Origin of the sequence: Burkholderia sp. IO2, from assembly GCF_029522185.1 — a bacterium.
Taxonomy (GTDB): Bacteria; Pseudomonadota; Gammaproteobacteria; order Burkholderiales; family Burkholderiaceae; genus Burkholderia; species Burkholderia cenocepacia.
In genome coordinates this window covers 1-13,801 of the sequence record NZ_JAKWFH010000098.1, presented here as the reverse complement: position 1 = coordinate 13,801, position 13,801 = coordinate 1, and the positions used below count along the sequence as shown (strand labels likewise).

The 13,801-nt window shown below is 67.5% G+C and carries 12 protein-coding genes; 6 read left to right on the top strand and 6 right to left on the bottom strand.

All coding sequences use genetic code 11. From position 1 onward, the window contains the following. Positions 1 to 940 (top strand): M48 family metallopeptidase (locus MMB92_RS33875; protein ID WP_277563233.1); only part of this gene is annotated, 940 nt, incomplete at its 5' end. Between the two features lie 22 nt (positions 941 to 962). Here the strand turns inward: MMB92_RS33875 and MMB92_RS33870 are convergent. After that, positions 963 to 1,907, bottom strand: coding sequence for an AraC family transcriptional regulator (locus tag MMB92_RS33870; protein ID WP_034201228.1), 945 nt, complete (start codon positions 1,905 to 1,907; stop codon positions 963 to 965). Between the two features lie 226 nt (positions 1,908 to 2,133). Between MMB92_RS33870 and MMB92_RS33865 the strand changes: the two genes are divergently transcribed. After that, the gene (locus tag MMB92_RS33865; protein ID WP_277563232.1) at positions 2,134 to 3,186 is read left to right on the top strand and encodes an NAD(P)-dependent alcohol dehydrogenase; all 1,053 of its coding nucleotides are present in this window, start codon (positions 2,134 to 2,136) and stop codon (positions 3,184 to 3,186) included. A 109-nt stretch (positions 3,187 to 3,295) separates the two neighbouring features. Here the strand turns inward: MMB92_RS33865 and MMB92_RS33860 are convergent, their stop codons facing one another. The 5 genes from MMB92_RS33860 to gatC form a co-directional block, all read right to left on the bottom strand. Next, positions 3,296 to 4,069 carry an exodeoxyribonuclease III gene (locus MMB92_RS33860; protein WP_212247839.1) on the bottom strand — a complete coding sequence of 258 codons (774 nt, stop codon included), beginning with the start codon at positions 4,067 to 4,069 and terminating at the stop codon, positions 3,296 to 3,298. A gap of 40 nt (positions 4,070 to 4,109) precedes the next feature. Continuing rightward, a complete protein-coding gene (locus tag MMB92_RS33855; RefSeq protein WP_034201226.1) occupies positions 4,110 to 4,949 on the bottom strand; it encodes a polyphosphate kinase 2 family protein in 840 nt (279 codons plus the stop codon). A gap of 118 nt (positions 4,950 to 5,067) precedes the next feature. Continuing rightward, on the bottom strand, positions 5,068 to 6,543 hold the full coding sequence (gene gatB / locus MMB92_RS33850; RefSeq protein ID WP_006482505.1) for an Asp-tRNA(Asn)/Glu-tRNA(Gln) amidotransferase subunit GatB: 1,476 nt from the start codon (positions 6,541 to 6,543) through the stop codon (positions 5,068 to 5,070). Between the two features lie 4 nt (positions 6,544 to 6,547). Next, positions 6,548 to 8,038, bottom strand: a complete 1,491-nt coding sequence (gatA, locus tag MMB92_RS33845; protein WP_006494379.1) for an Asp-tRNA(Asn)/Glu-tRNA(Gln) amidotransferase subunit GatA — start codon at positions 8,036 to 8,038, stop codon at positions 6,548 to 6,550. Positions 8,039 to 8,107: 69 nt separating this feature from the next. Beyond that, complete coding sequence (gene gatC / locus MMB92_RS33840) at positions 8,108 to 8,407, bottom strand: Asp-tRNA(Asn)/Glu-tRNA(Gln) amidotransferase subunit GatC (protein ID WP_006477478.1); 300 nt, start codon at positions 8,405 to 8,407, stop codon at positions 8,108 to 8,110. 367 nt (positions 8,408 to 8,774) lie between these two features. Between gatC and MMB92_RS33835 the strand changes: the two genes are divergently transcribed. The 4 genes from MMB92_RS33835 to mrdA all read left to right on the top strand — a co-directional run. After that, the gene (locus MMB92_RS33835) at positions 8,775 to 9,818 is read left to right on the top strand and encodes a rod shape-determining protein (protein ID WP_004189550.1); all 1,044 of its coding nucleotides are present in this window, start codon (positions 8,775 to 8,777) and stop codon (positions 9,816 to 9,818) included. A gap of 138 nt (positions 9,819 to 9,956) precedes the next feature. Further along, entirely contained in the window at positions 9,957 to 11,021 is a 1,065-nt protein-coding gene (gene mreC, locus MMB92_RS33830; protein WP_058901907.1) for a rod shape-determining protein MreC, read from the top strand. Then, on the top strand, positions 11,018 to 11,530 hold the full coding sequence (gene mreD / locus MMB92_RS33825; protein ID WP_006482567.1) for a rod shape-determining protein MreD: 513 nt from the start codon (positions 11,018 to 11,020) through the stop codon (positions 11,528 to 11,530). The genes mreC and mreD overlap by 4 nt, the downstream gene beginning before the upstream one ends. A 101-nt stretch (positions 11,531 to 11,631) precedes the next feature. Further along, on the top strand, positions 11,632 to 13,801 hold a 2,170-nt coding region (gene mrdA / locus MMB92_RS33820; RefSeq protein ID WP_277563231.1), incomplete at its 3' end, for a penicillin-binding protein 2.

Sequence of the window (13,801 nt, the reverse complement as noted above, 5' to 3'; positions counted from 1 at the left end):
CGCGACCGCGGCGGGCTCCGCGCCGGCGACGCCGCCCGCGCCTGCGACGGCGGCCGCGCCCGCCGCGCCGTCCATCGCGGAAGGCGCGCAGCCGACCGGCGCCGCGGCGCCCGCGAAGGCCTATACGCCGACGCCGCAGCAGGTCCGCTACGGCAACGCGATCGCATTCCGCACGCTGATCCCGTCGCCGCTGCTCGAACAGCTCACCGCGAACGAATACGCACAGATCGTCCAGGCGGCCGCCGACAGCAACCGGCTGCTGAGCGCGAACCAGCCGCGCGTGAAGCGGCTGCGCGCGATCGTCGCGAAGCTCGCGCCGTATTCGGTGAAGTGGAACGACCGCGTGAAAAGCTGGGCCTGGGACGTGAACGCGATCCGCTCGCGCGACATCCGCCTGACCTGCCTGCCGGGCGGCAAGGTGCTCGTGTACGGCGGCATGCTCGATCGGGTGCGCCTGAACGACGACGAGCTCGGCGTGCTGCTCGCGCACGGCATCGCGCATGCGCTGCGCGAACACGCGCGCAGCAACTTCAGCGTGACCTCGCAGACGTCGCTGCGCGCGGCCGCGCTGCCGCCGCTGTTCGGCGTCGGCGATCCGCTGCCGCAGGCGCTGAACCTCGGCGAGCGCCTGCAATCGCTCCACTACGACCCGACCGACGAAACCGAGGCCGACGTGATCGGCGGCGACATCGCCGCCCGCGCGGGCTTCGATCCGCGCGCGGCGATCACGCTGTGGGACAAGCTCGCGGTCGCGACCCGCGCGAACAAGGCGTCGGGCTTCATCTACACGCATCCGTACAGCAGCGCGCGCCGCCAGGACCTGCTGAACCGGCTGCCGGACCTGATGCCGCTGTACGCGAAGGCAACGGGCAAGCGCGTCGAATCGCTGCCCGACTACGCGGGCATCAGCGCGCAGCGGCGCAAGATCGTGCGGCGCTGAACCGCCGCGCGGCGCCGGGACGCTACGCGTCCGCGTCGGCCATGGCCGGGCGCACCCCGCTGTCGCGCATCCAGCGCACTTCGTCTCCCGGGCTGCGGCCGAACAGCCGCTTGAACTCGCGGCTGAACTGCGACGCGCTCGCATAGCCCACCCGCGCGGCCGCCGCGCCGGCGCCCAGCCCGTCGCGCACCATCATCAGCCGCGCCTGGTGCAGCCGCGCGGTTTTCACGTACTGCATCGGCGACGTCGCCGTCACGTGCTTGAACTGCGCGTGAAACACCGCGAGGCTCATCCCGGCTTCGCGGGCGAGCGTCTCGACGTCGAGATCGGCCTTCAGCTCCGCATGGATGCGCCGCAACGCCTTCGCGATGCGACCGAAATGATGCTGCTGCACGAGCGCCGCGCGCATCGCGTCGCCCTGCTCGCCAGTCAGCACGCGATACGCGATCTCGCGCATGATCGCCGGCCCCAGCACCCGTGTGTCGTGCGGCGACGCGAGCGCTTCGAGCAGGCGCACGACGGCATCGGCCAACGGCGCGTCGAGCGGCGTCGAATAGACGCCGAGCGGCTCGCTGACCGCCGCGCCGAGCGTCTCGTCGAGCAGGATCGCGAGTTCGGCGATCACCGCGAGATCGACGCGGATCGAGATCGCGAGAAACGGCTCGTCCATGCTCGCGAAGGTCTCGCATTCGAACGGCAGCGGCACCGACAGCACCAGATACTGCTGCGCGTCGTACACGAACGAGCGGTCGCCGAGATAGCCGAGCTTGCGCCCCTGGCACACGACGATGATGCTCGGCTCGTACAGCACCGGCATGCGCGGCGCCGGATGGGTCACACGGATGAAGCGCACGCCGTCGAGCGCCGCGAGCGTGTCGCCCTCGTTCGGCGCGAGGCGCGTGTGCAGCTCGATCATGCGGCGCTGCAGGCGCTCGCCCGCGTCGGCCAAAAGGGGTTGGAAGCTCATCGGTACGGCCCTGTCCGGCAAGAGAATCTGGCTCGCAATGTAGCACCTTGGACGCATTTTGACGGCTGTTTGCGGGCAATTCGAGAGGAATAGGCAAATCTTCCAGACCTTCATGTATTTCGCCGCGGCGCCGCGCTCCTTACGATGACGTCCTGTCTCGCCGCATCGCCACATGATGCGACGGCAGTCTGTTTCGCCGGATGTTTTCCGGACAAGGAGCCCTTGCATGAGTACGACCTATGCCTACGCGGCGACCGATGCGCAGTCGCCGCTCGCCCCGTTCGAATTCCAGCGTCGCGCGCTGCGCGACCTCGACGTCCAGATCGACGTCCTCTACTGCGGCGTCTGCCACTCGGACCTTCACCAGGCGCGCAACGAATGGCGCAACACGATCTACCCGGTCGTACCGGGCCATGAAATCGTCGGCCGCGTGACCGCGACCGGCCCGCAGGTGTCGCGCTTCAAGGTCGGCGAGCTGGTCGGCGTCGGCTGTCTCGTCGATTCGTGCCGCACCTGCGCGAGCTGCGAAGAAGGCCTCGAGCAGTATTGCGAAAACGGCTTCGTCGGCACCTACAACGGCCAGGACCGCGTGACGGGCGACATCACGTACGGCGGCTATTCGACGCAGCTCGTCGTCGACGAGGCGTTCGTGCTGCGCGTGCCGGACACGCTCGACCCGGCCGGCGCGGCGCCGCTGCTGTGCGCGGGGATCACGACCTACTCGCCGCTGCGGCAGTGGAACGTCGGCCCCGGCAAGAAGGTCGGCATCGTCGGTCTCGGCGGCCTCGGCCACATGGGTGTGAAGCTGGCGCGCGCGATGGGTGCGCACGTCGTGCTGTTCACGACGTCGCCGTCGAAGATCGACGACGGCAAGCGGCTCGGCGCGCACGAAGTCGTGATCTCGAAGGACGAAGCGCAGATGAACGCGCACCTGAACAGTTTCGACTTCATCCTGAACACGGTCGCCGCGCAGCACGACCTGAATCCGTTCCTGCACCTGCTCAAGCGCGACGGCACGATGACGCTCGTCGGCGCGCCGGAGCACGACCATCCGTCGCCGCAGGTGTTCAACCTGATCTTCAAGCGCCGCCGCCTCGCGGGTTCGCTGATCGGCGGGATCGCCGAAACGCAGGAAATGCTCGATTTCTGCGCGGAACACGGGATCACGTCCGATATCGAGACGATTCCGATGCAGCAGATCAACACGGCCTACGAGCGGATGCTGAAGAGCGACGTGAAGTACCGGTTCGTGATCGACATGGCGTCGCTCAAGCAGTAAGCGCCGCCCCAAGGGAAACGGGCCGCCTGTCGGAACAGGCGGCCCGTTTTGCATCCGGCGACCGGGATGAATGGCCCGGCGGCTGCGCGCGCGGCGCAGCCGCCGGCCATCACTTCTGGTAGTCGTAGTCGACCGTCAGCGGCGCATGGTCGCTGAACTTGATGTCCTTGAAGATCGACGTGCTTTTCGCGGTCCCGGCCACGCCCGGGGTCGCGATCTGGTAATCGATCCGCCACCCGACGTTCTTCGCGTACGCCTGGCCGCGGTTGCTCCACCACGTGTACTGCTCGGGACGCGGGTCGAGCGTGCGGAACACGTCGACGTAGCCGACGTCGTCGAACAGCTTCGTGAGCCACTCGCGCTCTTCCGGCAGGCAGCCCGAGTTCTTCTGGTTGCTCTTCCAGTTCTTGATGTCGATTTCCTTGTGGACGATGTTCACGTCGCCGCACAGGATCACCTCGCGCTTCTTCTTCAGCGCGGCGAGGTGCGGCATGAATTCGGCCATGAAGCGGTACTTCGCCTGCTGGCGCTCCTCGCCGCTCGAGCCGGACGGCACGTACACCGAGACGACCGACAGCTTGCCGTAGCGCACCTCGACGTAGCGCCCCTCGGGATCGAATTCGCTGCTGCCGAAACCGATGATCACGTCATCGGGCTCGCGGCGGCTGTACACGCCCGCGCCGCTGTAGCCCTTCTTCTCGGCGTGGTGGAAATAGCTCTTGAAGCCGTGCGGCTCGACGAATTCGGCCGGCAGGTCGTCGGCCGATACCTTGATTTCCTGCACGCACACGCAATCGGCGTTCTGTTCGCCGAGCCAGTCGAAGAAGCCCTTCTTCGCGGCGGAGCGGATGCCGTTCAGGTTGGCGGTGATCACTCGCATCATGTCGGGTTCCGTTCAGTTCGATATTTTTACAGGGGGCAGCTTAACGGATCTTCACGCCTTCGAGCTCGGGCTTCGGCGGCGGGAATTCCAGCTTCATGTCGGTCATCGTGCGCAGCAGCAGCTCGGCGATCATCACGTTGCGGTGCGTCTTCGAATTCGCCGGGATCACGTACCACGGCGCATGCTCGGCCGACGTCGCGGCGAGCGCGTCGCGGTACGCGGACTGGTACGCGTCCCAGTGCTTGCGCGCGTCGAGATCGGCGATGTCGAATTTCCAGTGCTTGGTCGGATCGTCGATGCGCGCCTGCAGCCGCGCGCGCTGCTCGTCCTTCGAGATGTGCAGGAAGCACTTGACGATGGTCGTGCCGTTCTCGAACAGCATCGTCTCGAAATCGCGGATCTGCCGGTAGCGGCGCTCGCACTCCTTGTCGCCGATCGCGCCGAGCACGCGCGGCACCAGCACGTCTTCGTAGTGGCTGCGGTTGAAGATCGCGAGCTCGCCGGCCGCCGGCACCTGCGCATGCACGCGCCACAGGAAGTCGTGCGCGGCCTCGATCGGCGTTGGCGCCTTGAAGGGCACGATGCGCAGGCCGAGCGGATCGACCTCGCGAAACACCGCGCGCACGGTGCCGTCCTTGCCGCTCGTGTCCATCCCCTGCAGCACGAGCAGCACGCGCTTCTTCTGCTGCGTGTGCAGGCGCTCCTGCTGCACGTCGAGCTCGGTCGACACGACCGACAGCCGTTCACGGTCGGCCTCCTTCGAGCCGGACGAAAACGGCTTCGCGGCCGGGTCGAACGCGTCGAGCTTGAATGCGGCGGCTTCCTTCTCGCGCGTGCTGTACGGCACGCGGAAATCGTCGAGCGACGGTTGTTTCGCCATTCGTTCCTCCGTTGGACGGTGCGATGCATACGATAACGCATCCACCAAACGCGACGGGCCGCCCCGAACTGGTCGGGAGCGGCCCGTCGTCAAGCGCGGTTCAGGCGCGCGCGCATGCTCAGCCGAGCTTCTTCTTCAGCAGCTCGTTGACCTGCTGCGGATTGGCCTTGCCCTTGGTCGCCTTCATCGCCTGGCCGATCAGCGCGTTGAACGCCTTTTCCTTACCCGCGCGGAATTCCTCGACCGACTTCGCGTTCGCCGCGAGCACTTCGTCGATGATCGCTTCCAGCGCGCCGGTGTCGGAGATCTGCTTCAGGCCCTTCGCGTCGATGATGCGGTCGGCCGCACCTTCGTCGGTCGCCTTCTCGTCCCAGATCGTCGCGAAGATTTCCTTCGCGATCTTGTTCGAGATCGTGCCGTCGGCGATGCGCTGCAGCAGCAGCGCGAGCTGCGCGGCCGAGACGGGAATCGCGTCGATCTCGATGCCGTCGCGGTTCAGTTGCGACGACACGTCGCCCATCAGCCAGTTCGCGGCGATCTTCGCATTCGCCGCGCCGGCCTTCGCGACCACCGCCTCGAAGTACGCGGCCATCGCCTTGCTCGACGTCAGCACGCCCGCGTCGTACGCGGACACGCCGTACTCGTCGACGAAGCGCTGCTGCATCGCGGCCGGCAGTTCCGGCATGCCGGACTGCACGCGCTCGATCCAGTCCTGGCCGATCACGAGCGGCATCAGGTCGGGATCGGGAAAGTAGCGGTAATCGTGCGCGTCTTCCTTGCTGCGCATCGAACGCGTCTCGCGCTTGTCCGGATCGTAGAGGCGCGTTTCCTGCACGACTTCGCCGCCGTCCTCGATCAGCTCGATCTGCCGACGCACTTCGTAGTTGATTGCTTCCTCGAGGAACCGGAACGAGTTCAGGTTCTTGATTTCCGCGCGCGTGCCGAACTTCTCCTGGCCGACCGGGCGCACCGACACGTTCGCGTCGCAGCGGAACGAGCCTTCCTGCATGTTGCCGTCGCAGATGCCGAGCCACACGACGAGCCCGTGCAGTGCCTTCGCGTACGCGACGGCCTCGGCCGCGCTGCGCATTTCCGGCTCGGTGACGATCTCGAGCAGCGGCGTGCCCGCGCGGTTCAGGTCGATCCCGGTCATCCCGGCGAAGTCTTCGTGCAGCGACTTGCCCGCATCTTCCTCGAGGTGCGCGCGGGTCAGGTTGACCGTTTTCTCGTACGCAGCCTTGCCGGCCTTTTCGTTGGCCGGCACCTGGATCGTGATCTGGCCGCCCTGCACGACCGGAATCTCGTACTGGCTGATCTGATAGCCCTTCGGCAGATCGGGGTAGAAATAATTCTTGCGCGCGAAGATGCTGCGCGGCGCGATGGTCGAGCCGATCGCGAGGCCGAAGCGGATCGCCCGCTCGACCGCGCCGCGGTTCAGTACCGGCAGCACGCCCGGCAGCGCCAGGTCGACCGGGCACGCCTGCGTGTTCGGCTCCGCGCCGAACTGCGTCGATGCGCCCGAGAAAATCTTCGAGACGGTCGACAGTTGCGCGTGCGTCTCGAGACCGATAACGACTTCCCACTGAGTAGCCATGTGCTTACACCCCTGCCGGAACTTGCTTGTGCCAATCGGTCGCGCGCTGGAACGCGTCGGCGACCTGCAGCATCCGGGCTTCGTTGAAATAGTTGCCGATGATCTGCAGGCCGACCGGGCGCTGCGCGTTCGCGCCCGCGCCGAAGCCGCACGGCACGCTCATGCCGGGCAGACCGGCGAGGCTCACCGACAGCGTGTAGATATCCGCGAGATACATCTGCACCGGATCGTCGCCCTTCGCGCCGAGATCCCATGCGACCGTCGGCGACGCCGGGCCCATGATCACGTCGCAGGACTTGAACGCTTCCTGGAAATCGTTCGCGATGATGCGGCGGATCTTCTGCGCCTGCAGGTAGTACGCGTCGTAGTAGCCGTGCGACAGCACATACGTGCCGACCAGGATCCGGCGCTTCACTTCGGGCCCGAAGCCTTCGGCGCGCGACTTCTTGTACATGTCGAGCAGGTCGCCGTACTGCGCGGCGCGGTGGCCGAAACGCACGCCGTCGAAGCGCGACAGGTTCGACGACGCTTCCGCCGGCGCGATCACGTAGTACACGGGGATCGACAGCTCCGTCTTCGGCAGCGACACCGGCACGAGCGTCGCGCCGAGCGCTTCGTATTGCTTGAGCGCCGCGTCGATCGTCGCGCGCACGTCGTCGGCGAGGCCGGCGCCGAAATACTCGTTCGGCAAGCCGATGCGCAGGCCGGCGAGCGGCTTGCCCGCGTCGTTGCCGGCCGCCCACGGCTGGCCGAGGTGGCGCGTGAAGTCTTCGTCGTCGCGCTCGAGGCTCGTCGAGTCACGCTCGTCGAAGCCGGCCATCGCGTTCAGCAGCAGCGCGCAGTCGGACGCGCTCTGCGCCATCGGGCCGCCCTGGTCGAGCGACGACGCGAACGCGATCATCCCGTAGCGCGACACGCGGCCGTAGGTCGGCTTGATGCCCGTCACGCCCGCGAACGACGCGGGCTGGCGGATCGAGCCGCCAGTGTCGGTGCCGGTCGCGGCCGGCGCGAGGCGCGCGGCGACGGCGGCCGAGCTGCCGCCCGAGCTGCCGCCCGGCACCGCGTTCGTGTCCCACGGGTTCTTCACCGCGCCGAACGCGGAATTCTCGTTCGACGAGCCCATCGCGAACTCGTCCATGTTGGTCTTGCCGAGCGTGACCATGCCGGCCGCCTGCAGGCGGGCGACGACGGTCGCGTCGAACGGGCTCTCGTAATTCGCGAGCATCTTCGAGCCGGCGGTCGAGCGCCAGCCGCGCGTGACGAACACGTCCTTGTGCGCGATCGGCAGGCCGGTCAGCGCGCCGCCCGCGCCGCGCGCGAGTTCGGCGTCGGCGGCTTTCGCCTGCGCGAGGGTGAGGTCGGCGTCGACGTGGACGAACGCGTTCAGGTCGCGCGCGGCGTCGATCCGTTTCAGGTAGTGCTGCGCGAGCTCGACGGCCGAGCATTCCTTGGCGGCGAGCGCGGCGCGCAGTTCGGTCAGGCTTTTTGCGTGCATTGAGTGGTTTTCCTGGGAATTCTGGGTCGCGCGCGGCGCTGGACGGCCGGCGCGCTTGTCATCGAATGCTTACTCGATCACCTTCGGCACGAGATAGAGGCCGTCCTGGACGGCCGGCGCCGGACGCTGGTTGTCGTCGCGATTGACGACTTCCGTCACGGCGTCGTCGCGCAGGCGCTGCGCGACTTCCTGGATCTGTTCGATCGGGTGGGCGAGCGGCGCGATGCCGGCGGTGTCGACCGCCTGCATCTGCTCGACGAGGCCGAAGAATTCATTGAGCTGGCCGAGCATGTGCTCGGCGTCGGCGTCGGCCATTTCGAGTCGCGCCAGGTGCGCGATGCGTTTCACATCGGTCAGGGTCAGGGCCATGCGATCACCGGAAAAACAAGGCTGCGCAGTGCATCGAAAGCAGCACTGCGGCGGGGGGTTGGAGGGTGCGATCCCACCCTCAAAAATCGGGGCCGAAGCGGCAAAAATACCGCCCGTTTCGATTCAAATACCGTGAAATTATAAGGTATCATTACGCGTTCGACCCAAACCCGGCAGCCTTTTCCCGCACCGTTTCGCCCCACTTCGGCAAGCCGTGCGTGCTTCGTGCGATCCCCGGTAGACATCACTCGCAGCTTCGTGCGCCGCGGCGGCCGCTTCCGCCACGCTTCCCGAGGCTGTTATTTTTTCCGCTGCCGCCCTCAGCGCTCGCTATGCAGGGCCGGCCCAGAGCGAAACAGGATTCTGAATGTTCGGTTTTTTGCGCAGCTACTTCTCCAACGATCTCGCGATCGACCTCGGCACCGCAAACACCCTGATCTACATGCGCGGCAAGGGCATCGTGCTCGATGAGCCGTCCGTCGTGTCGATCCGCCAGGAAGGCGGCCCCAACGGCAAGAAGACGATCCAGGCGGTCGGCAAGGAAGCCAAGCAGATGCTCGGCAAGGTGCCGGGCAACATCGAGGCGATCCGCCCGATGAAGGACGGCGTGATCGCCGACTTCACCGTCACCGAGCAGATGATCAAGCAGTTCATCAAGACGGCCCACGAGTCGCGCATGTTCTCGCCGTCGCCGCGCATCATCATCTGCGTGCCGTGCGGCTCGACCCAGGTCGAGCGCCGCGCGATCAAGGAAGCCGCGCACGGCGCCGGCGCGTCGCAGGTCTACCTGATCGAGGAGCCGATGGCGGCGGCGATCGGCGCGGGCCTGCCGGTCTCGGAAGCCACCGGCTCGATGGTCGTCGACATCGGCGGCGGCACGACCGAAGTCGGCGTGATCTCGCTCGGCGGCATCGTCTACAAAGGCTCGGTGCGCGTCGGCGGCGACAAGTTCGACGAGGCGATCGTCAACTACATCCGCCGCAACTACGGGATGCTGATCGGCGAGCAGACCGCCGAGGCGATCAAGAAGGAAATCGGCTCCGCGTTCCCGGGCTCCGAAGTCAAGGAAATGGAAGTGAAGGGCCGCAACCTGTCGGAAGGCATCCCGCGCAGCTTCACGATCTCCAGCAACGAAATCCTCGAAGCGCTGACCGATCCGCTGAACCAGATCGTGTCGTCGGTGAAGATCGCGCTCGAACAGACGCCGCCGGAACTCGGCGCCGACATCGCCGAACGCGGGATGATGCTGACGGGCGGCGGCGCGCTGCTGCGCGACCTCGATCGCCTGCTCGCGGAAGAAACCGGCCTGCCGGTGCTCGTCGCGGAAGACCCGCTGACCTGCGTCGTGCGCGGTTCGGGCATGGCGCTCGAGCGCATGGACAAGCTGGGCAGCATCTTCTCGTACGAGTGATCGCCCAGTGATCGCCTAGGCAGTCCCGTTTGATATGACGCACCCGCGGCGTGGCCGGATCGCTCGTTCAGAACGAACCGCCGCGCCGTTTGCGCGTCTGAGCATTATTTAACCGATCACACGCGCCCGGCGCCGACCATGGAATACAGTCCGCCGCCCCTCTTCAAGCAAGGTCCGCCCGCGCTCGCGCGGCTCATCTTCTTCGTCGCCCTCGCCATCGCGCTCCTCGTGTCGGACGCGCGCTTCAGCACGCTCGAAATCGTGCGCGGCGTGCTCGGCACGGTGCTCTACCCGCTGCAACGCGCGGCGCTCGTGCCGCGCGACCTGTTCATGGGCGCGGCCGACCTCGCCGTCACCGGCGCGGCGCTGCGCCACGAGAACGACGATCTGCGCAAACGCAACCTGCAGCTGTCCACGCAGGCCAACCAGGCCGCCGTGCTCACGCAGGAAAACGCGCACCTGCGCGCGGTGCTCGAACTGCGCCAGCACATCGCGACGCAATCGACGCCGGTCGAGATCCAGTACGACACGAGCGATCCGTTCACGCAGAAGATCGTGGTCGGGCAAGGCTCGCAGCAAGGCATCCAGGACGGCTCGCCCGTCGTCAGCGAGGACGGCGTGATCGGGCAGGTCACGCGCGTGTTCCCGCTGCAATCCGAAATCACGCTGGTCACCGACCGCGATCTCGCGATTCCCGTGCAGGTGCTGCGCACCGGCCTGCGCAGCGTGATCTACGGCACGCCGAAGGGCGATTCGCTCGACCTGCGCTTCGTGCCGACGAGCGCGGATCTCGTCGCCGGCGACGAACTCGTCACGAGCGGCCTCGACGGCGTCTATCCACCCGGCCTGCCGGTCGCGAAGGTCGTGCGCGTCGACAAGCTCGCCGATACCGCGTTCGCCCGCGTGACCTGTGCGCCGGTCGCGGCCGTGCGCGGCGCGCGCCAGATGCTCGTGCTGCATTACCGGAACGACATCCCGCCGCGCCCGGCCGAGCCCGATCCCGCGGCCGAGAAGAACGCGAAGGGCAAGAAGGGCAAGGCCGCCGCGAAGGCCGAGAAAGCCGACAAGGCCGACGCGAACGCGAAGCCGTCCGCCGCGGCCCCGCCCGCCGGTGCGAACCCGGCGCCGGCCCCTGCCGCGCCGGCCAAGCCCGCCGCCGCGCCCGCGAAGCCCGCTGCCGGGCAATCAGGAGCCCAGCGATGAACCGCCCGCAATACATCCTGCAGCCGGTCAATCCGTACTTCATCGTCTTCAGCCTCGCCGCCGCGTTCCTGCTGAACCTGATGCCGTGGGGCCGCCTGCCCGGCGTGCCCGACTTCGTCGCGCTCGTGCTGCTGTTCTGGAACATCCACCAGCCGCGCAAGGTCGGGATGGGCGTCGCGTTCGCACTCGGCATCCTGATGGACGTGCACGACGCGGGGCTGCTCGGCGAGCATGCGCTCGCCTATACGCTGCTGTCGTACGGCGCGATCACGATCCACCGCCGCGTGCTGTGGATGCCGATCGGCGTGCAGGTGCTGTACGTCACGCCGCTGCTCGTCGTCGCGCAGCTCGTGCCGTTCGTGATCCGCCTGCTGATGGGCGCCGCGTTCCCCGGCTGGCGCTACCTCGTCGACGGTTTCGTCGAAGCCGCGCTGTGGCCGATCGCGAGCCACCTGCTGCTGATGCCGCAACGCCGCCCGGTCGACCCGGACGATACGCGCCCGATCTGAGCCGGACCGACCTTGAATACCCGCCGCCCCCACGCCCGCCGCGCGCCGCGCTCCGGGGCGGCACCTCGCCCGCGTCCGCGCGCGGCCCAGATTGCCCTTAAATGACCGAATTCAACGACACCCAACAGCAGCTCTCGAAGTTCCGCCTGCGCGTCGCGGCGGCGGGCGTGTTCGTGTTCGTCTGCTTCGGGCTGCTCGCGAGCCGCTTCTTCTATCTGCAGCTGATGCAGCACGGCAAATACGCGCTGCAGGCCGAGGAAAACCGCATCTCGGTCGCGCCGATCGTGCCGAACCGCGGGATCATCACCGACCGCAACGGCGTGATCCTCGCGAAGAACTACTCGGCGTACACGCTCGAGATCACGCCGTCGAAGCTCGACGACACGCTCGACAACACGATCGACAAGCTGTCCGAGATCATCCCGATCGACGCGCGCGACCGCCGCCGCTTCAAGAAGCTGCAGGAAGACTCGAAGAACTTCGAGAGCCTGCCGATCCGCACGCGGCTCACCGATGCCGAAGTCGCGCGCTTCACCGCGCAGCGTTTCCGCTTCCCCGGCGTCGACGTGCGCGCGCGGCTGTTCCGCCAGTACCCGCTCGGCATGACGGCCGCGCACGTGATCGGCTATATCGGCCGGATCTCGAAGCGCGACCAGGATCGCATCGACGCGATGAGCGACGACAACGACAGCGACCAGGAGCACTACGACCCGCGCCGCGACGCGAACAACTACAAGGGCACCGACTACATCGGCAAGATCGGCGTCGAGCAGAGCTACGAAACCGAGCTGCACGGGCTGACCGGCTTCGAGGAAGTCGAGGTGACGGCCGGCGGCCGGCCGGTGCGCACGCTGTCGCGCACGCAGGCGACGCCCGGCAACAACCTCGTGCTGTCGCTCGACATCGGGCTGCAGCAGGTCGCCGAGCAGGCGTTCGCCGGCAAGCGCGGTGCGCTCGTCGCGATCGAGCCGAAGACGGGCGACGTGCTCGCGTTCGTGTCGTCGCCGAGCTTCGACCCGAACTCGTTCGTCGACGGCATCGACCAGCAGACCTGGGACGAGCTGAACAACTCGCCCGACAAGCCGCTCCTGAACCGCCCGCTGCACGGCACCTACCCGCCCGGCTCGACCTACAAGCCGTTCATGGCGCTCGCGGGCCTCACGCTCGGCAAGCGCACGCCGGGCTGGGGCTTCCAGGACCCGGGCTACTTCACGTTCGGCGGCCACACGTTCCGCAACGACGTGCGCTCGGGCCAGGGCTGGGTCGACATGAACAAGGCGATCATGGTGTCGAACGACACCTACTTCTACATGCTCGCGCGCGACCTCGGCGTGAACGCGATCGCGAACTTCATGAAGCCGTTCGGCTTCGGCCAGATCACCGGGATCGACATCCAGGGCGAGGCGCGCGGGATCCTGCCGTCGACCGACTGGAAGAAGAAGGCGTTCAAGAAGGCCGCCCAGCAGAAGTGGTTCGACGGCGAGACGATCAGCCTCGGAATCGGCCAGGGCTACAACTCGTTCACGATCCTGCAGCTCGCGCACGCAACCGCGACGCTCGCGAACAACGGCGTCGTGATGAAGCCTCACCTCGTGAAGGAAGTCGAGGATCCGATCTCTCGCGCGCGCCACCTGACCGTGCCGAAGGAAAGCGAGGTGATCCCGCTCAAGCAGGCCGACATCGACGTCGTGAAGCGCGGGATGGAGAACGTGATCGAGAACCCGTCCGGCACCGCGTACAAGGTGTTCCGCGGCGCGCCGTACCTCGCCGCCGGCAAGACCGGTACCGCCCAGGTGTTCTCGCTGCAGGGTTCGAACTACAAGGGCCACCTGCTCGCCGAACACCTGCGCGACCACGCGCTGTTCATCGCATATGCGCCGGTCGACCATCCGCAGATCGCCGTCGCGCTGGTCGTCGAAAACGGCGGCTGGGGCGCCCAGGCCGCCGGCCCGATCGCGCGTCGCGTGCTCGACTACTACCTGGTCGAGCGCCAGAACCCGAAGAACGAAGCCGCGGCCGTGGCCGCCGCGGCGTCGGCCACTGAGCCGGTGAGCGCGCCGGTGGTCGGCGACACATCCAAGCCGGCCACGATCGCGGCCGGCTTCACCGCACTGCCGCAGCCGGTCGTGCCGTCGGCGGCCAGCGCGGCCGAAGCGGCATCGGCCGCATCGGCCGCATCGGGGGCCTCGGGCGCCAGCGCCACGGCGCCGGCCGACGCGAGCGCCGCGGCGCCGATGGCCGCGAGCCTGCCGCCGATCCGGCGCCCGCACC